General features: G+C 71.6%; 18 protein-coding genes. 3 read left to right on the forward strand and 15 right to left on the reverse strand.

Annotated features, from left to right (window positions below; translation table 11 throughout):
- Positions 1 to 142 precede the first annotated feature (142 nt).
- Complete coding sequence (locus tag ACTWPW_RS24580; RefSeq protein WP_375113963.1) at positions 143 to 466, forward strand: STAS domain-containing protein; 324 nt, start codon at positions 143 to 145, stop codon at positions 464 to 466.
- A 54-nt stretch (positions 467 to 520) separates the two neighbouring features.
- Complete coding sequence (locus ACTWPW_RS24585) at positions 521 to 1,942, forward strand: RNB domain-containing ribonuclease (protein ID WP_443170014.1); 1,422 nt, start codon at positions 521 to 523, stop codon at positions 1,940 to 1,942.
- A 127-nt stretch (positions 1,943 to 2,069) separates the two neighbouring features.
- Here ACTWPW_RS24585 and ACTWPW_RS24590 read toward each other — a convergent pair whose 3' ends face one another.
- From ACTWPW_RS24590 to ACTWPW_RS24630, 9 genes are all read right to left on the reverse strand, one after another.
- Positions 2,070 to 2,648, reverse strand: coding sequence for a TetR/AcrR family transcriptional regulator (locus ACTWPW_RS24590; RefSeq protein WP_443170015.1), 579 nt, complete (start codon positions 2,646 to 2,648; stop codon positions 2,070 to 2,072).
- 159 nt (positions 2,649 to 2,807) lie between these two features.
- A complete protein-coding gene (locus tag ACTWPW_RS24595; RefSeq protein ID WP_443170016.1) occupies positions 2,808 to 4,481 on the reverse strand; it encodes an ABC transporter ATP-binding protein in 1,674 nt (557 codons plus the stop codon).
- Between the two features lie 483 nt (positions 4,482 to 4,964).
- A complete protein-coding gene (locus tag ACTWPW_RS24600; RefSeq protein WP_375113967.1) occupies positions 4,965 to 7,688 on the reverse strand; it encodes a DEAD/DEAH box helicase in 2,724 nt (907 codons plus the stop codon).
- Between the two features lie 118 nt (positions 7,689 to 7,806).
- Positions 7,807 to 8,694, reverse strand: a complete 888-nt coding sequence (locus ACTWPW_RS24605; RefSeq protein WP_375113968.1) for a diacylglycerol/lipid kinase family protein — start codon at positions 8,692 to 8,694, stop codon at positions 7,807 to 7,809.
- A 41-nt stretch (positions 8,695 to 8,735) separates the two neighbouring features.
- Positions 8,736 to 9,605, reverse strand: coding sequence for a twin-arginine translocase subunit TatC (tatC, locus tag ACTWPW_RS24610; protein WP_375113969.1), 870 nt, complete (start codon positions 9,603 to 9,605; stop codon positions 8,736 to 8,738).
- A 92-nt stretch (positions 9,606 to 9,697) separates the two neighbouring features.
- Positions 9,698 to 10,042 (reverse strand): Sec-independent protein translocase subunit TatA, encoded by a 345-nt coding sequence (gene tatA, locus ACTWPW_RS24615; RefSeq protein WP_443170017.1) that lies wholly within the window; start codon positions 10,040 to 10,042, stop codon positions 9,698 to 9,700.
- 29 nt (positions 10,043 to 10,071) lie between these two features.
- On the reverse strand, positions 10,072 to 10,272 hold the full coding sequence (locus ACTWPW_RS24620) for a hypothetical protein (RefSeq protein ID WP_375113971.1): 201 nt from the start codon (positions 10,270 to 10,272) through the stop codon (positions 10,072 to 10,074).
- Positions 10,269 to 11,234, reverse strand: coding sequence for a helix-turn-helix transcriptional regulator (locus tag ACTWPW_RS24625; protein ID WP_364131536.1), 966 nt, complete (start codon positions 11,232 to 11,234; stop codon positions 10,269 to 10,271). Before ACTWPW_RS24625 ends, ACTWPW_RS24620 begins: the two co-directional genes overlap by 4 nt.
- A gap of 58 nt (positions 11,235 to 11,292) precedes the next feature.
- Positions 11,293 to 12,243 (reverse strand): helix-turn-helix transcriptional regulator, encoded by a 951-nt coding sequence (locus ACTWPW_RS24630; protein WP_375113972.1) that lies wholly within the window; start codon positions 12,241 to 12,243, stop codon positions 11,293 to 11,295.
- Between the two features lie 38 nt (positions 12,244 to 12,281).
- On the opposite strand from ACTWPW_RS24630, the gene ACTWPW_RS24635 reads away from it, so the two are divergent.
- Positions 12,282 to 13,349 (forward strand): DUF3866 family protein, encoded by a 1,068-nt coding sequence (locus ACTWPW_RS24635; RefSeq protein WP_375113973.1) that lies wholly within the window; start codon positions 12,282 to 12,284, stop codon positions 13,347 to 13,349.
- Here ACTWPW_RS24635 and ACTWPW_RS24640 read toward each other — a convergent pair.
- From ACTWPW_RS24640 to ACTWPW_RS24665, 6 genes are all read right to left on the reverse strand, one after another.
- A complete protein-coding gene (locus ACTWPW_RS24640; protein WP_375113974.1) occupies positions 13,295 to 13,774 on the reverse strand; it encodes a DUF3291 domain-containing protein in 480 nt (159 codons plus the stop codon). The two genes, ACTWPW_RS24635 and ACTWPW_RS24640, sit on opposite strands and share 55 nt — an antisense overlap.
- Before the next feature lie 33 nt (positions 13,775 to 13,807).
- Positions 13,808 to 14,452: a helix-turn-helix transcriptional regulator gene (locus ACTWPW_RS24645; RefSeq protein WP_375113975.1), complete on the reverse strand. Its 645-nt coding sequence runs from the start codon at positions 14,450 to 14,452 to the stop codon at positions 13,808 to 13,810.
- 81 nt (positions 14,453 to 14,533) lie between these two features.
- Positions 14,534 to 15,478: an FKBP-type peptidyl-prolyl cis-trans isomerase gene (locus tag ACTWPW_RS24650; RefSeq protein ID WP_375113976.1), complete on the reverse strand. Its 945-nt coding sequence runs from the start codon at positions 15,476 to 15,478 to the stop codon at positions 14,534 to 14,536.
- Positions 15,479 to 15,742: 264 nt separating this feature from the next.
- Positions 15,743 to 16,684, reverse strand: coding sequence for an FKBP-type peptidyl-prolyl cis-trans isomerase (locus tag ACTWPW_RS24655; protein ID WP_375113977.1), 942 nt, complete (start codon positions 16,682 to 16,684; stop codon positions 15,743 to 15,745).
- Positions 16,685 to 17,043: 359 nt separating this feature from the next.
- Entirely contained in the window at positions 17,044 to 18,402 is a 1,359-nt protein-coding gene (pafA, locus tag ACTWPW_RS24660; protein WP_357812676.1) for a Pup--protein ligase, read from the reverse strand.
- 133 nt (positions 18,403 to 18,535) lie between these two features.
- Positions 18,536 to 19,063, reverse strand: coding sequence for a hypothetical protein (locus tag ACTWPW_RS24665; RefSeq protein WP_375113978.1), 528 nt, complete (start codon positions 19,061 to 19,063; stop codon positions 18,536 to 18,538).
- Between the last annotated feature and the right edge of the window lie 49 nt (positions 19,064 to 19,112).

A 19,112-nucleotide genomic window follows, 5' to 3' on the forward strand; every position in this document is an offset into this window, starting at 1 on the left:
TGCGCGAACAGGGAGGTACACTCCATTCCGGAAGCACACAGTCGCTCTATGTAACGCAAGCATGACATTCTGGTGCCTTCGGCAAGGGCGGGTCCGCGCTACCTCCAGATGATCCCGGCCCTGAGAGAGCGCGGAGCCGGATATGGACCCACTTCATCTGACCACCAGCCGCAGCAACGGGACCGTGATCGTGAGCGTGTCCGGCGAGCTCGACATCGCCAACACCGAGCTGTTCCGCAGCCACCTGCTCGCCCTGCTGCAGGAGGCGGCCCGCTCGCGGCGCCCGGGCATGGGGCTGGTCATCGAGATGAGCCGCCTGTCCTTCATCGACGCCGCCGGGCTCGGCATCCTCGTCTCCGTACAGAACCAGGCCATGAGCCAGAGCACACCGCTGCACATCGCGGGCGTGCCGCCGGCCATGCGGCGACTGCTCCGGATCACCGGCCTCGACCAGCACCTCACCTGATCCGGCGGGCCCGCCCTCCGCTCCCCGGTCGGGGGCGCCTGTAGGTTGTCACGCGTGCCAACGATTCAGGTTCCCGATGAGATACCTCTCAAGCTGGAAGACGGGTTCGAACGGATCAGGCGGGAGCTGAAGCTGCCCGGCGGTTTCCCCCGCGCCGTGCTCGACGAGGCCGCGTGGGTGGCCCGCGTGCCCCGGCTGGACGCCAAGGACATGTCCGACGTCCCGTTCGTGACCATCGACCCGCCCGGCTCGATGGACCTCGACCAGGCCGTGCACCTGGAGCGGCTGCGCGCCGGATACCGGGTCTGGTACGCCATCGCCGACGTCGGCGCGTTCGTCCGCCCGGGAGGCGTGATCGACGCCGAGGCCCGCAGCAGGGGTGAGACCGTCTACCTGCCGGCGGGCAAGGTGCCGCTGCACCCCACCGCGCTGTCGGAGGACGCGGCCAGCCTGCTGCCCGGCGCGCTGCGACCGGCCGCGGTGTGGCGGATCGACCTCGACTCCGACGGCCGCATGGTGGGCGCCGACGTGCAGCGCGCCCTCGTACGCAGCCGCGAGCGCTACGACTACGGCTACGTCCAGGCGGTCCTCGACACCGGCACCGCGGACGGCGTCCTGGAGCTGCTGGCCGAGATCGGCGAGCTCAGGCTCGCCCTCGAACGCGAGCGCGGCGGCGTCACCCTGCCCACGCCCGACCAGGAGGTGGTCCACACCGACGGCGGCTACCGGCTGGAGTTCCGGCTGCCGCTGCCCGCCGAGGCGTGGAACGCGCAGATCTCGCTGCTGACCGGCATGGCCGCGGCCACCATGATGCTCGACGCCGAGATCGGCATCCTGCGCGTGCTGCCCCGCCCGCAGCCCGGCGACCTGGCCAAGGTGCGCCGGGTGGCGCGGGCCCTGGACGTGCCGTGGCCGGAGGGGGCCGGCTACGGGGCCGTGGTGCACGACCTGGACCCGAAGGTGGGGCGGCAGGCGGCGTTCCTGCACGAGTCGAAGGTGCTGCTGCGCGGCGCGGGTTACGTGGCCTTCGACGGCGCGCCGCCCCGGCTGGCCGAGCATTCGGCGGTGGCGGCCCCGTACGCGCACGTCACGGCCCCGCTGCGGCGCCTGGTCGACCGCTACGCGACGGAGGTGTGCCTGGCGATCGCGGCCGGCGAGCCGGTGCCGTCCGACGTGCGGGCGGGGCTCGCGGCCCTGCCGGACCTCATGTCCGCCTCCGGGCGGCGGGCCGGGGCGGTGGAGCGGGCGTGCGTGGACCTGGTGGAGGCGTTCCTGCTGCGGGACCGGATCGGGCAGGCGTTCGAGGCGGTGGTGATCGACGTGGACCAGCGGCGCGGGGGCGGGCAGGTGCAGCTCGTGGATCCCGCCGTGATCGCCCGCTGCGACGGGCCCCTGCCCCTGGGCGAGCAGGTCACCGTACGGCTCTCCCGCGCCGACCCGGCCACCCGCGAGGTCCGCTTCACCCTGACCACCTGAACCCTGGCCACCTGAGCCCGCGGGCACACGGCCTCGCCACAGCCCCGCCCACGCGAGCCCCTGACCGCACGATCGCAGCGGCGGCACCTGGCCACGCGTCCTGCTCACCCGCACGATCGGAGCGGCGTCACCGCTTCGCGCGCATCCCGTCGCAGACGACCTCCGCCATCCGCACCGCCCCTCCCCTGGCCCGCGCCCTCCGCTCGGCCACCAGGCACCCCCGCAGCAGGTCGTGCGCGTCCTGCGTGACCAGGTCGCCGCGCACCGCTCCCACCCGCTGCGCCCGCGCCAGCAGCCGGCCCAGCGCGGCGGCGAAGTCGTCCTCCAGCGTGGAGCCCGGCCGCAGCGTCAGGCCCGAGCCTCTCTCCAGCATGTCGCACAGCGCCTGGTTGCCCGCCGCCTGCTCGACCACCTGCGTGAACCAGCCGAAGAACGCCCGGCCCGCGTCCTCGGCGGTGGCCAGCGCGCGGGCGTCGGCCACGAACCGCTCGATCCGCCCCAGCAGCACCGCCTCGAACAGCGCCTCCTTGGTCGGGAAGTGCCGGTAGACGGTCCCGACCCCGAACCCGGCCCGCCGGGCGATCTCGTCGAAGGAGATGGTCAGCCCGTCACTCGCCAGGGCCTCCTGCGCGATCTGCAGGACCCGCTCGCGGTTGCGGCGGGCGTCGGCGCGCAGCGGCCTGGCGGTGCTGTGATCGTCGCCCATGACCTCGACCTGCCTTCGGACAAACGGAGAGAGCTCTCCGATTCTATCGAGGAGAATCCCGGACATACACCCCGGAACGACGGCACCCGCCCCGTGGATTCGGAGCGGGTGCCGGTTGCCGTCACGTTCCACCAGACCGCGGGTCACCAGGCCGTGGGCTCACCAGGCCGTGGTCGAGCGGGCGCCCCGGAACGGTACGCCGACGCGCTTGAGCCGGATCCGCTCCTGCCGCGGCACCGGCTCCAGCTCCACCACGCGCGCCCCCTCCGGCACCTGCCGCAGGTCGTGCGTGATGAGCAGCGTCGTCCGCCCGGCCATGAGCCGCCGCAGCGGCTTCATCACCTGTGCGGCCGTCGCCTCGTCCAGCCCGGTCATGGGCTCGTCGAGCACCAGCACCGGCGTGTCACGCAGGATGGCCCTGGCGATCGCGATCCGCTGCCGCTGCCCGCCGGACAGGAGCCGGCCCCGCTGCCCCACCGGCGAGTCGTACCCCTGGGGCAGCAGCTTGACGAAGTCGTGCACCCCCGCCGCCTCGGCCGCCCTGATCACCTCGTCGAACGAGGCGTCCGGCCGGCCGTAGGCGATGTTGTCGCGCACCGACCCCGAGAACAGCATCGTCTCCTGGTACAGGATCGTGATGTTGTCGCGCACCGACTTCCGCGTCAGGCCCCGGAGATCGGCGCCGTCGAGCAGGATGCGCCCCCTGTCCGGGTCGTAGAAGCGCAGCAGCAGCTTGGCCAGCGTGGACTTGCCCGCCCCGCTGATCCCGGTGAGGACGACGACCTCGCCGGGCTCTGCGGTGAACGACACGTCCCGCAGCACCGGCCGCCCGCGCCCCGGATAGGCGAAGCCGACCCGCTCGAAGGCGATCCGGCCGTGGCTGCGACCCGCCGGCACGGCGTCGGCGGCGTCGGTGACGGCGGGCCGGGCACTCAGGACCTCGATGACGCGGTCGGACCCGGCCGCCGCCTCCGCCACGTTCAGGGCCAGCTCACCCAGGCCCTGGACGGCCGGGTAGAGCAGGGCCAGGTACGCCGCGAAGGACAGCAGCCCGCCGAGCGTCAGCCGGCCCGCCGCGATCTCCCACGCCCCGAACCCGAGGATGACGATCAGGCACATGGTCTCGATGACCTGGACCGCGGGGCTGTAGAGGCCCGCCAGCCAGGCCTGCGCCATGTTGGCGCGCAGCCAGCCGCGGCCCTCCCTGTGCAGGCGCCGGGACTCGGCGTCCTGCCGGTTGTACGCCTGCACGAGCGGCTGGTTGGCCAGCCCCTCCTCCAGGACGCTGTTCATCGCCCCGTTGCTGGCCCGCTCGCGCGCCGCCGCCGACCTGAACCGGCCGGCGAAGACCTTCGAGACCACCAGGAACAGCGGGATCAGCGCCATCGTCACGAGCGCGAGGTCCCACCGGATGAAGAACGCCGCCCCCGCGAAGAAGACGACGCTGGCGGCCGTGGTGATCGCCCTGACCATTCCGGACCCGACGAGCTCCTCGATGGCCTCGATGTCGTCCGTCAGGCGGGCCATCAGGTCCCCCAGCCGCCGCTTCTCGGAGAAGTCCGGCGCGAGCGTCTGGAGGTGCGTGTACACCCGGTCGCGCAGGGCCAGCAGGAACCGTTCGGCGCCCAGGGCGGTGGCGTACGCTCCCGCGAAGGCCATCCCCCCGGCGATCACCGCGAGCCCCAGCCAGATGAACGCGGGGACCCAGAAGGCCTCCAGGTTCCTGGTCGTGAGCACCTCGTCGGTGATGTGCCCGAACAGGCGGATCGCGGCGACCTCACAGAGCGCGGCCAGGATGGCGAACGCCACTCCGGCGGCGAATAGCCGGCGCAATCCGCGGGTGTCCGGCCAGAACTCGCGAAATGTCCGGCGAATGGAAATCGCCGGCGCCAGTTCACGGCCGGAGACGCTCAATGAGAGCCGGCGGCCGGGCCGCCGACTCTCATCAATGGGGCGCTCTAGCACCCCCACCACCTACGGCGGCCACAGCAGCTCCACCTCCGGTAGCAGCGGCGCCTACGACGGCATCCCCATCCTTGCTGGTATCCGGCCTGGGACAGTTGCGTGTTCGCCATGATTCCTCCCCCGTTGGCTGAACACTGACAAATCGGACGCTAGCACCCGAATTGCGATAAATCAGCAGATATTCGCCGATTTCAGAGAGACTTGACTGGTAAAACCCGAGCGGAAAGGCCATGACGGCGAATGCGTAAAGTCGCCGGAGGAGAAGTAAAACGACAGGAGGAGGTCAGGCCGAAGTAAAAGATGCTTCTGAGAAGTGGTTCTCAGAAGCATCTTCGCCCCGGGCACGGCGGCTCAGGTCAGCGACGAATACGCCACCACCCCGCGCCGCATCGCGTCCACCGCCTTGCCCGCCGTCTGCTTGATCTTGCTCCCCGGCGGCGCCGCGTTGCCCAGCTGGCCCAGCAGGTCCATCAGCTGCTTGACCCACCGCACGAAGTCACCCGCCGCCAGCTCGTTGCCGTTGACGCCCTCCATCAGGACCGCGTCGAGGGTGTGCCCCTTCGTCCAGCGGAACGCCGCCCACGCGAACCCCAGATCCGGCTCCCTGATCGTGGACAGCCCGTGGTCGGACTCGATGCCCTCCAGCTCCCCCCACAGCCTGATCATGGCCGACAGGGCGTCCTGCGCCCGCCCGGCGGGGATCTTCGGCCGCCGCGTGTCGTCCGCCGCCCGCGACTCGAACACCAGCGCCGACACGCACGCCGCCAGCTCCGCCGGCTCCAGCTCCTCCCACAACCCCATGCGCAGGCACTCGGCCGTGAGCAGGTCCAGCTCGGTGTACAGCCGGCCCAGACGGCGCCCCTCATCGGTGACCGCCTCGCCGTCGAGGTAACCCAGCTGCTCCAGCACCGAGCAGATCCGGTCGAACGTCCGCGAGATCACGTGCGAACGGCCCTCGACCCGGCGGCGCAGCCCCTCGGTCTCACGCAGCAGCTTGTAGTAGCGCTCGGCCCAGCGGGCGTGATCCTCACGCTCGTCGCACCCGTGGCACGGATGCTGGCGGATGCGCCGGCGCAGCTCGTTGACCTCGTCGTCCTCCACCGTGTGGTCACGCGCCCTGACCGGCTTGCCCAGATCCCGGTCACCCATCTTGGCCAGCAGCGTGGAGACGAGATTGGCACGCTCCTTCGGCGAGCGGCCGTTGAAGTTCTTCGGGATGCGCAGCTTCTCCAGCGGCTCCACCGGCACCGGGAAGTCGGCCGGATCGAGCTTCTTGACCTGCTTGCCGATCGTCAGCACCAGCGGGCTCGGCCCCGTGCCGCGCGGGTTGCGCCCCGGGTCCAGCACGATCGCCAGACCCGCCCGCCGCCCGCCCGGCACCCGGATGACATCACCCGGCTGCAACGCCTCCAGCGACCGCACCGCCGCCGCCCGGCGCGCGGCGCCGCGCTGGCGCGACAGCTCCGCCTCCCGGTCCGACAGGCGGCGCCGCAGCGCCGCGTATTCCGGGAAGTCCCCCAGGTGACACGTCATGGCCTCCTGGTAGCCCTCCAGCGCCTCCTCGTGCTTGCGCAGCTGCTTGGCCAGCCCCACGACCGCCCGATCGGCCTGGAACTGCGCGAACGACTCCTCCAGCAACGTCCTGGCGCGTTCCCGGCCGAACTGCCCGACCAGGTTGACCGCCATGTTGTACGACGGCTGGAAGCTCGACCTCAGCGGATATGTCCGCGTGCCCGCCAGCCCCGCCACCGACAGCGGGTCCATGCCCGGCTGCCACAACACCACCGCGTGACCCTCGACGTCGATGCCCCGCCGCCCCGCCCGACCGGTGAGCTGGGTGTACTCCCCCGGCGTCAGGTCGGCATGGGTCTCGCCGTTCCACTTGTCCAGCTTCTCGATCACCACGCTGCGGGCCGGCATGTTGATGCCCAGGGCCAGCGTCTCGGTGGCGAACACCGCCTTGACCAGCCCCCGCGTGAACAGCTCCTCCACGACCTCCTTGAACGCCGGCAACATGCCCGCGTGGTGCGCGGCCAGGCCCCGCTCCAGGCAGTCGCGCCACTCCAGGTAGCCCAGCACCGCCAGGTCCTCGTCGGGCAGGTGCGCGGTCCGCTCGTCCACGAGCTGCCTGATCTCGTGCCGCTCCCGGTCGCTGGTCAGCCGGATCCCGGCGTTGAGACACTGCTGGACCGCCGCGTCGCAGCCGGCTCGGGAGAAGATGAACGTGATCGCCGGCAGCAGCCCCTCGGAATCGAGCTTCTCGATCACCTGCACGCGGTCCGGCGGGCGCGAGCGCTGCGGCCGGCCGTAACCGCGCCGGCCCCGCCCCTGCATCAGCCGCTCGGCGTCCCGCGTGACCCGCATCAGCGTCGGGTTGATGCGCGGCGTCAGGTCGTCGGCCATGAACATGTCGTAGACCAGGTTGCCCACCATCATGTGCTGCCACAGCGGCACCGGGCGGTGCTCGTCGACGATCACCGTCGTGTCGCCGCGCACGTCGCCCAGCCACTCGCCGAACTCCTCGGCGTTGCTGACCGTCGCCGACAGCGCCACCAGCCGGACCGACTCGGGCAGGTGGATGATGACCTCTTCCCACACCGCGCCACGGAAGCGGTCGGCCAGGTAGTGGACCTCGTCCATCACGGCGAACCCGAGCCCGGCCAGCGTGGCCGAGCCCGCGTAGAGCATGTTGCGCAGCACCTCGGTGGTCATGACCACGATCGGGGCCTCGCCGTTGACGCTGTTGTCGCCCGTCAGCAGGCCGACCTTGGCGGTGCCGTAGCGCTTGACCAGGTCGTTGTACTTCTGGTTGGACAGCGCCTTGATGGGGGTGGTGTAGAAGCACTTGCGGCCCTGCTCCAGGGCGAGGTGGACGGCGAACTCGCCGACGACCGTCTTGCCCGACCCCGTCGGCGCCGCCACCAGGACGCCGTCACCGGCCTCCAAGGCCCGGCAGGCGTCCAGCTGGAAGTCGTCCAGCTCGAAGTCGTAGAGACCTCGGAACGATCTGAGAGCGGCCCCGTCGTCCCCGTGCTTCTGACGGAAGGCCGCGTAGCGTTCCGCTGGCGTTGTCATACCCGTCAGCCTACCGAAATCGCCATTCCGGTCCGTCCCGCCCATTCCGGCTTCGCCGCGGGGTTTTCGGCGCTCGGCGCGCGGGGGACGCCGAGCGGGCGCCTTTACATTGTAGATTTCAAACGATGACGCGCAGCGCTCCCGGCCGTACCTCGCAGTCCAGCGGCACCGCGCCGATGCGCTCGCCGTCGGCGTAGGCCACCACGTCGGCCGCCTCCACCCGCACGGTGCGCGCCCGCCGCACCGACACCGCCGGATGGGTCACGTGCGTCCCCCGGTAGACGCTGGGGAACACGCGCAGGAACTCGCCCTTGGACACGGCCTCCAGGATCATCACGTCCAGCAGCCCGTCGTCGGGGCTGGCGTCGGGGCAGACCCGCATCCCGGCGCCGTACGAGCGGGTGTTGGCCACCGCCACCAGCATGGCCTCCCGCTCGATCACCTGCTTCTCGTCGAGCGTCACCCGGAACGGGATCGGCCGGAACGAGCGCAGCTCCTGCGCCATCGCCACCAGGTAACGGGCCATGCCCGGCGGCCGGGTGAGCCGGTTGGCCCGCTCGTTGACCCGCGAGTCGAAGCCGCAGCACACCACCCCGGCGAACAGCTCCTCGACCGTGCCCGCGCGGATGCGCGCGGCGTCCACCAGCCGGGTCTTCATGCGCAGCACGGTCCTGGCGGCCGCGACGGGGTCCTTTCGGGGCAGGCCGAGCGCGGCCGCGATGTCGTTGCCGGTCCCGGCGGGGATGATGCCGAGCGGCACGTCGGTGCCGGCCACGGCCTGGACGGCCAGGTGCACCAGCCCGTCGCCGCCGAAGGCGACGAGCGCGTCGGGGCGCTCGGAGACGGCGGTGCAGGCGCGTTCCAGGGCGTCGGCGGCGTCGTCACCGACGATCACCGACAGTTCGGCCCCTCCGGCGCGCAGCCGGCGCGCCACGGGCTCGAGCAGGCGCAGCGTACGCCCGCCGCGGGCGGCGGGGTTGACGAGCAGGGCGAGTTGTGGGGACACGCCCGGAACCTATCGCCTACGGGACGGATCCGGAATGCCCTTTACCGCTTGTCCGTGCCGGGCGGGTCCTCCTCGAGAGGCGTGGCGTCGCCTACAGGCGTGACATCGCCCACGGGCGTGCCGTCGTCGAGCGGCGAGTCGTCCTCGACCAGCGGGGATGCCTCGTCGTCGGACAGGTGGGAGAAGTCCTCCGTGGCGGGCCTGCGCCTTTCGCGCAGGAACATGACGCCCTCGGCCACGAAGTAGAGCACGATCATGGGCATGGCCAGCGCCATCATCGTCAGCGGGTCACCGCCCGGCGTGATGATCGCGCCGAAGATGAACATGACGAAGATCACGGTACGGCGGTGCTTCTTGACCGTGGCGTGGGACAGGACGCCGATGATGTTCAGGAACACCAGCAGCAGCGGCAACTCGAACGAGATCCCGAAGATCACCAGCATGATGAGCACGTAGCTGACGTACTCGTCGATCTGGATGGCCGCGACGGAGTCGGTCGGCGCGAACCCCAGCAGGATCGCCAGGCTGGTGTCCATGATGAAGTACGCCAGCGCGGCACCGAGCAGGAACAGCGGGACCGCGAGCCCGAGGAAGGTGATGGAGTAACGCTTCTCGTTGCGGTAGAGCGCGGGCGTCACGAACGCCCAGAGCTGGTAGAGCCAGACCGGTGAGGACACGACGATGCCGACCATCGCCGAGACCTTCAGCGTCAGGAAGAACGACTGGAAGATGCCGCCGAAGATGAGCGTGCACTCGCCGGGGCGGAGCTGACCGGCCTGCGGCGTCTCGCAGAACGGCTCCTTGATGAACGCCCACACCGGATCGAAGACGATGAAGCCCACGACGATGCCGACGATCATGGCGGCCAGCGCGACGAGCAGGCGGTTGCGCAGCTCCCGCAGATGCTCCATCAAAGGCATGCGACCCTCGGGGTCGGTTGCCGAAGTGCTCGACCGTTTGAGCAGCGCCATCTAGCAGTCCAGGTGACGAGGAGGGACGGGGATCAGGCGTGCTTGTCGGCCTGCGTGGCGGCGCCGGCGCGCAGCCTGGCGGCCTGCTCCTCGAGCTGACGGGCCTGCTCCTCGGCCGAGAGGGCCGGAGCGGGGGCGGCCTGGATCGGCTGCGGCTGCACGGGCTGCGGCTGCGGCTGAGCCGGGGCCTGCGCCTGGGCCTGGACGGTGTGCTGCACGTCGTCGTCGTCATCGTCGCGGAGCTTGGCGGTCTCCGACTTGAAGATGCGCAGCGAACGGCCGACGCCCCTGGCCATGTCGGGCAGCTTCTTCGCACCGAACAGCAGCACGAGCGCCAGAAGGATGATCAGGAGTTCAGGAACTCCGAGGTTCGGCATGAAACGCCCTTTCTAGCGAGTTGCCTGTTTCAGCCACGATCGTACGCTGCCTTGGGCGTTGTCTCATCCCCCTGGCCCGCCAATCTGGCCCGCCTCGGCTCCAGCTCGGCCGTCGCCTCGGCGATTTCCCTCTTCAGAGTACGTGCCGCGACGACGACGCGGGCACCGGCGACCCCGAGCACGGCCAGCCCGGCCACGCCCAGCCCGGCGGACAGGTAGATCCAGGTCATGACCGGTGAGCGTACAGGGCCAGGGCGCGCTCGGCCTCCTGGCGTACGGTCTCGGCCATGTCGGGCGGCGAGACGACCCGGCCGGTGTCGCCCAGGCGCAGCGCCAGCTTGAGTATCCAGTCCTCGTCGCGCGCCCGCAGCGCCACCCGCAGCCGCCCCTCGCCCAGCTCGGTGACCTGCTCGCACGGGTAGTACTCGGCCACCCACCGCCCGGCGGCGCTCAGCTCCAGCTCGATCAGCTCGTCGGTCGGGGAGGGCCGGAAGACGCCCCGGGTGACGTCGATGGGCTCGGCCTCGTCCGGCGGGTCGGCGGGCACGTCGAGCACGTCGACCCCGAGCACCCGGTCGAGCCGGAACAGCCGCATCGCCTCGGCCCGGTAGCACCATCCCTCCAGGTAGGCGCGGCCGTCCACGACCACCACCCGCATGGGGTCCACCTCGCGCGGCGTCACCTCGTCGCGGCCGGGCACGTAGTAGCGCAGCGACAGCCGGCGGCCCTTGGTTAGCCCCTCGCGCACGCGCGGCAGGGCGTCGGGAGCGGCGTCGACGTCCACGGCGACCTGGCTGCTCACGGTGGCGGCGCCCTCGCCGGCCGCCCGCTCCAGCTTGGCCATGACGCGCGGCAGCGCGTCGCCCCGCACCTCCGCCAGCTCCGGCGTGGCCGCCAGCATGCGCAGCGCGACCAGCAGCGCGCTGGCCTCGTCGATGCCGAGCCGCAGCGGCCTGGCGATGGTGTCGGCGTTGTCGATGAGGATCTCGCCGCCGTCCCAGGACACGTCGATGAGGTCGCCGGGGGTGTGCCCGGGCAGCCCGCACATCCACACGAGCTGCAGGTCGTCGATGAGCTGCTTCTCGCTCAGCCCGAACACCGCGGCCACCTCGCCGACCTGCGCCCCGGGATGGGACATCAGGTACGGCACCAGCGCCAGCAACCTCGGCAGCCTGTCCGCCGAACCGCTCATGCCCCCTCCTCCGCCGCCCGCACGAGCGGACCTCTGCCGTGCCCGATGGTTCGCCCGCTCACGCCATGGCCCCCTTCAGCCTGCGGATGACGGCCTCGCGGGCATCCGGCGGCTCGACCACCTCGACGTCGGCGCCGAGGCTGGCCATCCAGCCGGCCAGCCGCTCGGGGTCGGAGAAGGTCAGCTCGGCCTCGTCCCACCCGTCGGCGCCGGGGTGTACGGCCCTGGACAGCTGGCGCAGCCCCTCGCACGCCCCCTGGCGCACGCGGACGACGGCCACCCGCTCCTCCATCGGCTCGTCGGGGAAGCCCACCATTGCCCGCAGGTCGACGCCCTCGGGCACCTCGACCGCGCCCGGCCGGCCGAGCGTGGCGACCTGCCCGGTGATGCGGCTGAGCCGGAAGGCGCGGGGGGCGTCCCTGTCGCGGTCGAACCCGGCCAGGTACCAGCGGCCGCGCCGGCTGACCACGCCCCACGGCTCGACGGTGCGGCTGCGCACGGTCTCGCTGCCCGCGCCGCGGTAGTCGAAGCGCACCACGCGCCGGTCGCGCACGGCGTCCCACAGCGCGGGGAAGGCCGGGTCGCGGGTGTCCACCCGCAGCTCCAGCGCCCCGGTGCCGACGGGCTGGTCGGTGGAGACCCCGCCGGCCCGCAGCTTCAGCAGCGCGCCGGAGGCGGCCTCGGCCAGGCTGGCGCGCTGCCACACCTGGGCGGCCAGGCCCAGCACGGCGGCCTCGTCGGGCTCCAGGGTGATCTCGGGCAGCTCGTACGACTGCCGCTCGATCCGGTAGCCCGGCTCGTCCTCCCACGGGTCGCGCACCACGTCGATCGGGATCCCGATCTCGCGCAGCTCGTTCTTGTCCCGCTCGAACATGCGCTGGAACGCCTCGTCGCCATCGCGGTCGTATCCGGGGACGGCCTGGCGGATCTGCTCGGCCGACAGCGGGCGCCGGGTGGCGAGCAGGCAGATCACCAGATTGAGCAACCGTTCTGTCTTCCGGCGCGACATCTGCCTCACTCCTCCTTCATCGACGCTACCCTGCCCCCGTGATCAGATGGCGCAAGGGCGAGGTCCTACGGATCCGACGCGAGTGGCCGGGAGCGGTGGAGCTGGACGTCGCCGTCCCCGAGGGGGAGTGCCGGGCGCTGGCGTATCCGCCGTTGGTCGGGCGCCCGGAACCCGGCGACGAGGTGCTGCTCAACACGACCGCGCTCGCGATGGGTCTCGGTACGGGAGGTTACGCCATGGTGGTGGCCGTCCCGAACCGTTTGCCGCAAGATCCGCAGGGACCGGGGCACCTGGTGAAGGCCAGGTACACCCCGCTGCAGGCCACGGTGCTGGGCGCCGACGAGCAGGATTCCCCTTATCATGCCAGGTTGCGCGAGGCGGACTCGCTGGACGGCATGCCCGTGGTGGTCGCCGACCTGCACTCGGCGCTGGCCCCGATCCTGTGCGGGCTGTACGCCGACCGGCCCGGCGTGCGGGTGGCGTACGTGATGCTGGACGGCGGGGCGCTGCCGGTGTGGTTCTCGATGGCGGCGGCCCGGCTGCGGGAGATCGGCTGGCTGGCGGGCGTGGTGACGGTGGGCCAGTCGTTCGGCGGCGACGTCGAGGCGGTCACCGCCCACACCGGGCTGCTGGCGGCCAGGCACGTGCTGGAGGCCGACGTGGCGATCGTCACGCAGGGGCCGGGCAACCTGGGCACGGGCACCCGGTGGGGCTTCTCGGGGGTGTCGGCCGGCGAGGCGGTGAACGCGGCGGGCGTGCTGCTGGGGCGGCCGGTGGCGGCGCTGCGGGTCAGCGAGGGTGACCGGCGCGAGCGCCACTACGGCGTCTCGCACCACTCGCTGACGGCCTACGGCCGGGTCGCGCTGTCACCGGCCGACGTGCCGGTGCCGGAGCTGCCGGGCGAGTTCGGGGAGCGGGTCAGGGACCAGGCCGAGCTGCTGGCCGTACGCCACCGGCTGGTCTCCGTCCCGGTGGACGGCCTGCACGAGGCGCTGCGGGAGTCCCCGGTGCGGCTGTCGACGATGGGCAGGGGTCTGGAGGAGGACCTGCCCTACTTCCTGGCCTCGGCCGCGGCGGGCAGGCTGACGGCCTCGCTGCTGTCATAGAAGTCCTTGAACGTGAACGCCTCGGGGCTCGGCCCCTCGGTCCTGAGGCGTTCCAGCCGCTGCATCGCCTCGGCCAGCGACGGGATGTACCCCTCGGGGATCCACCACATCACCATGTACGGCTCCGCCATGCGCAGGAACCACTCCCTGCGCCGGCGCAGCACGCCCAGGTGCGGGCTGCGGTAGACGTAGTTCCACAGCGACTCCTGCGACTCCCACACCGAGAAGTTGACCAGCAGGTAGTCGCCGTAGTCGTGGACGACGGTCGCGGTGGGGTCGGCCTCGCTCTCCTTCAGCCGCCACACGAACCCGGGCGCCTCGTCGGCGAGGGTGTTGATGGGCTCGAGCAGGGCGACGAACTCGGCCAGCTCGTCGGAGTCGATGGGCGCGCGCAAGTGGGCGATGTTGAGCTCGGCGATGTGCATGACGCTCAGCACACCATCCCCCGGCCTTCTATGTCAATCATTATTTGTTTTAGAAAGGGTGACACAGCACTCCCCCGGCCGCGGATCCAGCGCCGCCCGGCCCGGATCGTCACCGAGCCCCTCCAGCAGCCCCTGGCACAGGGCCAGGTTCATGGAGCACACCAGCAGCGGCTGCTCCTCGGCCAGCACGTGGAAGGGGCAGTTGCGCAGCCGCAGCGTGCCCTCCTCGGCGTACGGCTCGTAGCCGCGCTCGCTCAGCACCCGTTCCACCGGCTCGCCGCGGTGCTTCCTGGCGATCCTGGCGCCCGCGCCGCGCGCCACCTCCTCGGCCCGCTCCTCGGCGCCGAGCAGGTCCACCACGTCGGCCAGAACGGAGGCGAGGGTGGCGTAGTCGCGCGGCGGCAGGCTCACCGACCGCTCTCCCGTGGCCCGGCGGTAGACCTTGGCGGGCCGGCCGCTGCCCGGCCCCTTGCGCTCCTGCTGCCGGAAGCCGCTCTCCAGCAGCCCGGCCTCGACGAGCTTGTCGAGGTGGTGCCCGGCCAGCGTCCTGGACACGCCCGCCGCCTCGGCAGCCTCCCCGCGGCCCACGTCGCCGCCCCTCGATGCGACGACGTCGTACAGGCTGCGGCGGACGGGGTCGTGCAACAGGGCCAGCGCCTCGAGGTCGTCGCTACTCACAGCGGGAGTCTATGAAAGCTCGCGCCCGGCGTGCTCATCGGCGCGGGAGCGGCCGGGCTCGACCGAGCCGCCGCCGTCCGCTCAGTAGGCGGCGATGACGTCCACGACGAAGACCAGGGTGTCGGAGCCCTTGATGCCGTACGCGGGGTGACCGCCGGGGCCGTACCCGTACGCGGGCGGGACGATCATCAGGACGCGGCTGCCGACGGGCACGCCGACCAGCGCCTTGTCCCAGGCCTTGATCACGCTGCCGTCGCCGAGCTTGAACGCCTTGGGCCGGCCCGTCGTCCAGGTCGCGTCGAAGACGCGGCGGCGGCTCCAGAGGGCGCCCTCGTACTGGGTGACCACGAGCTGTCCGGCCTGTGTCCTGCGGCCGCTCCCCTTGGCCAGCACCTTCGCCGTGAAGCGGGCGGGCGGCGGGGTGGCGGGGACGGCCAGGGCGGGCCGGGCGCCGCCGCCGACGCGCACTCCGGCGAGCGTCCCGCCGGCCGCCTTCACCGAGACACCCTTGTGGTGGGCGCCGAGGATGTCGACGACGTAGAACAGCTCCTCTTCGGTGCCGATGCCCTGCGGCGGGTTGGCGCCGAACCCGTCCTCGGGCGGGATGGCGGCGATGACCCGGCTGCCCACCCTGCGGCCCCGCAGCGCCCGTTCCAGCCCGGGCAGCAGCTCCCCCACGGGGAACGCGGCCGGGGTGCCCCGGTTGAAGCTGGAGTCGACCAGGCGGTTGTCCCTGCCGTCCCACACGTGCGCGGTGTACTGGACGATGGCGACGTCGTCGGTGGCCAGCCGCTCGCCCTTGCCCGCGGCCAGCTCGTCCACCTGCAGCCCGGCCGCCGGCTTGCCGTCGGGGAAGACGATCGTCGGCCGGGCGCCGAACGAGCCGCCCACCTTCAGGTCCAGCGCCCCGGCGGGCTCCCCCGTACAGCCGGTCACCAGCAGGGGCGCCAGCAGCAGGGCCACCGAGAGCGGGGCCACGGACGGCGGGCGCGGCAGCGGAAGCGCGGTGGCACGGCGGCGGCGCATCGGCCCTCCCAACGCGAAGCGGCCCGGCGGCACCGCGCCGCCGGGCTCGCGATGCTACCGCGTCACAAGATCGCGCGTCAGCAAGCGCTCAGGACGCCCGCGAACGACCGGCCCAGCAGCCGCCCGAGCCGGACGCCGCACTCACGACGGACGCCCGTGCCTGGGCCGGATGCCTGCGATCGGGCCTGTGAGCGCCCGGGACGGACCCGGGCGACCGGCCCGGGTCGGTCTCTCGGCGCCCCGGGTCGGTCAGGCGCCCAGGGGTCAGTAGGCGCCCAGGACGTCCACCACGAACACCAGCGTGCTCTTGGCGGGGATGCCCTGCTGCTCCTGGTCGCCGTAGCCGAGGTCCGGCGGGATGCTCATCACGACGCGGCTGCCGACGGGCACCCCGGCCAGGCCCTTCTGCCAGCCCTGGATCACCTGCCCGAGCGGGAACTCGGCCGGCTGGCCCCGCTCCCAGCTCGAGTCGAACTGCTTGTCGGTGCCCCAGATCTTGCCCGTGTAGTGGACGCTGAGGGTCTGGTTGGCCTGCACCTTCGCGCCGGTGCCCTGGATGATCGTCTTGACGACGAGCTCCTTGGGCGCCTTCTCGTCGGTCTTCGTGGTCAGCGTCGGTGCCTTCTCCCCGCCCGGGTTCTCCACCTTGACGCCCTTGATGGACTCGCCGACCTCCTTGCCGGTGGCGGCCTTGAGCGCGGGCGGCTGGGTGCCGACGACGTCGAACACGAACACCTTGGTGGGCTCGGCCGGCGCGGTCTGCTGCTGCGGGACGGAGTCGTTGGCCAGCACGGCCAGCAGCCGGCCGCCGTGCTTGACCTTGGTGAAGCCCTCCTGCAGCACCTGCGGGAGCTGCTCGTTGACCGCGATCGTCTCCGGCGCCTTGGTGTCGTAGGAGGAGCCGGCGGCGGCGTTGCCCTTGCCGTCCCAGTTGTAGACGGTCAGGTTGACGATCACCCGGTCACCGGCCTTGACACCGGTGCCGGTGCCCGGCTGGATCACCTCGTAGGACGACTTCGTCGCGGGCGAGCCGGACGGGAAGGTCACCGTGGGCTTGGCGCCCACGGTGCCGGTGACCTTGAGCCCGGAGGACCCGCTGGTCGCTCCGCCGGTCGTGGCGCTGGTGCCGGCGCCGTCGTCGGAGCCGCACGCGGCGGCGAACAAGATCAATGGCACGGCGGCCAGTACGGCCAGAGCGCGGCGCATGGGTTTCCCTCGGAAAGACGTCAGATTCGCGTCACCCTACCCGACTTCCCGGTAGGGCCGGGGTAAACGGAACCCCACGTCCAGGCCGCGAACCCGGCCCGCGAGGAAGCCGCCCACCCGCCAGGCCCGCGTCCGCGCCCGGGAACAGGCCGCCCACCCGCCCGGCTCACGCCCGCGAACAGACCGCCCGCCCACCGCGTGTCCGGGCCTGCCAACAGACCGGCTGCCCGCCCACGCGTGTCCGGACCCGCGAACAGCCCGGCTGCCCGTCCGGCCGCCCGAGAGCCGACCGGCCCGCTCGGGAGCCGACCGGCCCGCCCGGGAGCTGGCCGGCCACCCGCCGCCCATCCTCCACCCAGCTACATGCCGGCGATCAGCTTGTCCACCCGCTCGTCCACGCTGCGGAACGGGTCCTTGCACAGCACCGTGCGCTGGGCCTGGTCGTTCAGCTTGAGGTGCACCCAGTCGACGGTGAAGTCGCGCCGCTTCTCCTGCGCCTTGCGGATGAACTCACCGCGCAGCCGCGCCCTGGTCGTCTGCGGCGGCACCGACTTGGCCTCGAAGATCTTCAGGTCGGACGCCACCCGCTCCACCGAGCCGCGCTTCTGCAGCAGGTAGAACAGGCCGCGCTTGCGGTGCACGTCGTGGTAGGCGAGGTCGAGCTGCGCCACGCGGGGCGAGGACAGCGGCAGGTCGTACTTCTTCCGGTAGCGCTCGATGAGCTGGTATTTCGTCACCCAGTCGATCTCGCGCGAGACCAGGTCGAGGTTGCCGGTGTCGACCGCGTTGAGCGTGCGCTCCCACAGCTCCAGCACCCGGTGGGCGATGGCGTCGCCGCCGCGGCGGTCGACGAAGTCCTTCGCCTTGGACAGGTATTCCTGCTGGATCTCCAGGCTGGAGGCCTCGCGCCCGTTGGCCAGGCGGACCCGGCGCCGCCCGGTCATGTCGTGGGACACCTCGCGGATGGCCCGGATCGGGTTCTCCAGCGACAGGTCGCGCATCACGGTGCCCGACTCGATCATGCGCAGCACCAGGTCGGTGGCGCCGACCTTGAGCAGCATGGTGGTCTCGCTCATGTTGGAGTCGCCCACGATCACGTGCAGGCGGCGGAAGCGCTCGGCGTCGGCGTGCGGCTCGTCCCGGGTGTTGATGATCGGCCGGGACCGGGTGGTGGCGCTGGAGACGCCCTCCCAGATGTGCTCGGCCCGCTGCGAGACGCAGTAGACCGCGCCGCGTGGCGTCTGCAGCACCTTGCCCGCCCCGCACACGATCTGCCGCGTCACCAGGAACGGGATCAGCACGTCGGCCAGCCGGCCGAACTCCCCGTGCCGGCCCACCAGGTAGTTCTCGTGGCAACCGTAGGAGTTGCCGGCCGAGTCGGTGTTGTTCTTGAACAGATAGATGTCACCCGCGATGCCCTCTTCACGCAACCGCTTCTCGGCGTCCACGAGCAGGCCCTCGAGGATGCGCTCCCCGGCCTTGTCGTGGGTGACGAGCTCGATGACGTTGTCACACTCGGGTGTTGCGTATTCAGGATGGCTGCCCACGTCGAGATAGAGACGTGCGCCGTTGCGAAGGAAGACGTTGCTCGATCGGCCCCAGGACACGACCCGCCGGAACAGGTAGCGCGCGACCTCGTCGGGGGACAGCCTGCGCTGGCCCCTGAACGTGCAGGTCACGCCGTACTCGTTCTCCAGCCCGAAGATGCGACGATCCATCACCTCACACTATGCCCACGGATCGGCGAGCGGGAGAGATCTTCCCAGGTGTTTTCCCGCCCGGCCCCCGATGACCGCCGCATATGCCCCCTTCGCCCCCCGCGCCCGCCCCCACGGGGCGCGGGTGCACGGGTCAGGGAGTGTAGATCTCCTGGACCTGGACGATCTTCCCCTGGTGAACGGTGATGAGGGCCGGCCGACGTTCGCGGTCGTGCCGCTTGATCAGCGTGGTCCTGGAGCAGCGCTTGGCACCGAGCCCCGTCCTGCGGCTGACGGTGAGGTCCGACAGCGTGGTCTTGCATCCGTACGCCGACAGGAAGACGACGTCCTTGGCGATCGGCGAGGCGTAGGCCATGGAGTCGCCCTCGGGCGGGCCCTCGAAGTAGCCCTCGGTGTGGGTGCCCTTCTTCCACCTGATGGGCGCGTACTCGGCCACGCCGCCCCGCACGTCGGTGATCCAGCCGCGCAGGATGCCGTTGTGGCGGGGGTGGATGCCCCTGGTGAAGTCGTGCTTCGGGTCGGCCTGGAACGTGGTGCCGAAGGTCTTCGGCGCCTTGTACTTCGGGAACGCGGTGGTGGCGGCTTCGGCGGCCACCCCGGAGGTGAGCATCACGGCCGTGGCGGCGCCGGCCGCGAGGAGGCCGCGCAGTGGAGTGTTCACGGATCTTAAGATCCTCGATCACCGTGGTGAGTTCGGGCGTACCGGAGTG

Origin of the sequence: Nonomuraea sp. KM90, from assembly GCF_052246675.1 — a bacterium.
Classification (GTDB): Bacteria; Actinomycetota; Actinomycetes; order Streptosporangiales; family Streptosporangiaceae; genus Nonomuraea.

Bases quoted from the DNA above. Each gene is read 5' to 3' on its own strand.
- ACTWPW_RS24630 (WP_375113972.1), bottom strand. From the start codon at position 12,243: ATGTCGCGCCGGAAGACAGAACGGTTGCTCAATCTGGTGATCTGCCTG.
- ACTWPW_RS24650 (WP_375113976.1), bottom strand. From the start codon at position 15,478: ATGCGCCGCCGCCGTGCCACCGCGCTTCCGCTGCCGCGCCCGCCGTCC.
- tatA (WP_443170017.1), bottom strand. From the start codon at position 10,042: ATGCCGAACCTCGGAGTTCCTGAACTCCTGATCATCCTTCTGGCGCTC.
- ACTWPW_RS24640 (WP_375113974.1), bottom strand. From the start codon at position 13,774: ATGCACATCGCCGAGCTCAACATCGCCCACTTGCGCGCGCCCATCGAC.
- tatC (WP_375113969.1), bottom strand. From the start codon at position 9,605: ATGGAGCATCTGCGGGAGCTGCGCAACCGCCTGCTCGTCGCGCTGGCC.
- ACTWPW_RS24625 (WP_364131536.1), bottom strand. From the start codon at position 11,234: ATGAGCGGTTCGGCGGACAGGCTGCCGAGGTTGCTGGCGCTGGTGCCG.
- ACTWPW_RS24620 (WP_375113971.1), bottom strand. From the start codon at position 10,272: ATGACCTGGATCTACCTGTCCGCCGGGCTGGGCGTGGCCGGGCTGGCC.
- ACTWPW_RS24600 (WP_375113967.1), bottom strand. From the start codon at position 7,688: ATGACAACGCCAGCGGAACGCTACGCGGCCTTCCGTCAGAAGCACGGG.
- pafA (WP_357812676.1), bottom strand. From the start codon at position 18,402: ATGGATCGTCGCATCTTCGGGCTGGAGAACGAGTACGGCGTGACCTGC.
- ACTWPW_RS24580 (WP_375113963.1), top strand. From the start codon at position 143: ATGGACCCACTTCATCTGACCACCAGCCGCAGCAACGGGACCGTGATC.
- ACTWPW_RS24590 (WP_443170015.1), bottom strand. From the start codon at position 2,648: ATGGGCGACGATCACAGCACCGCCAGGCCGCTGCGCGCCGACGCCCGC.
- ACTWPW_RS24655 (WP_375113977.1), bottom strand. From the start codon at position 16,684: ATGCGCCGCGCTCTGGCCGTACTGGCCGCCGTGCCATTGATCTTGTTC.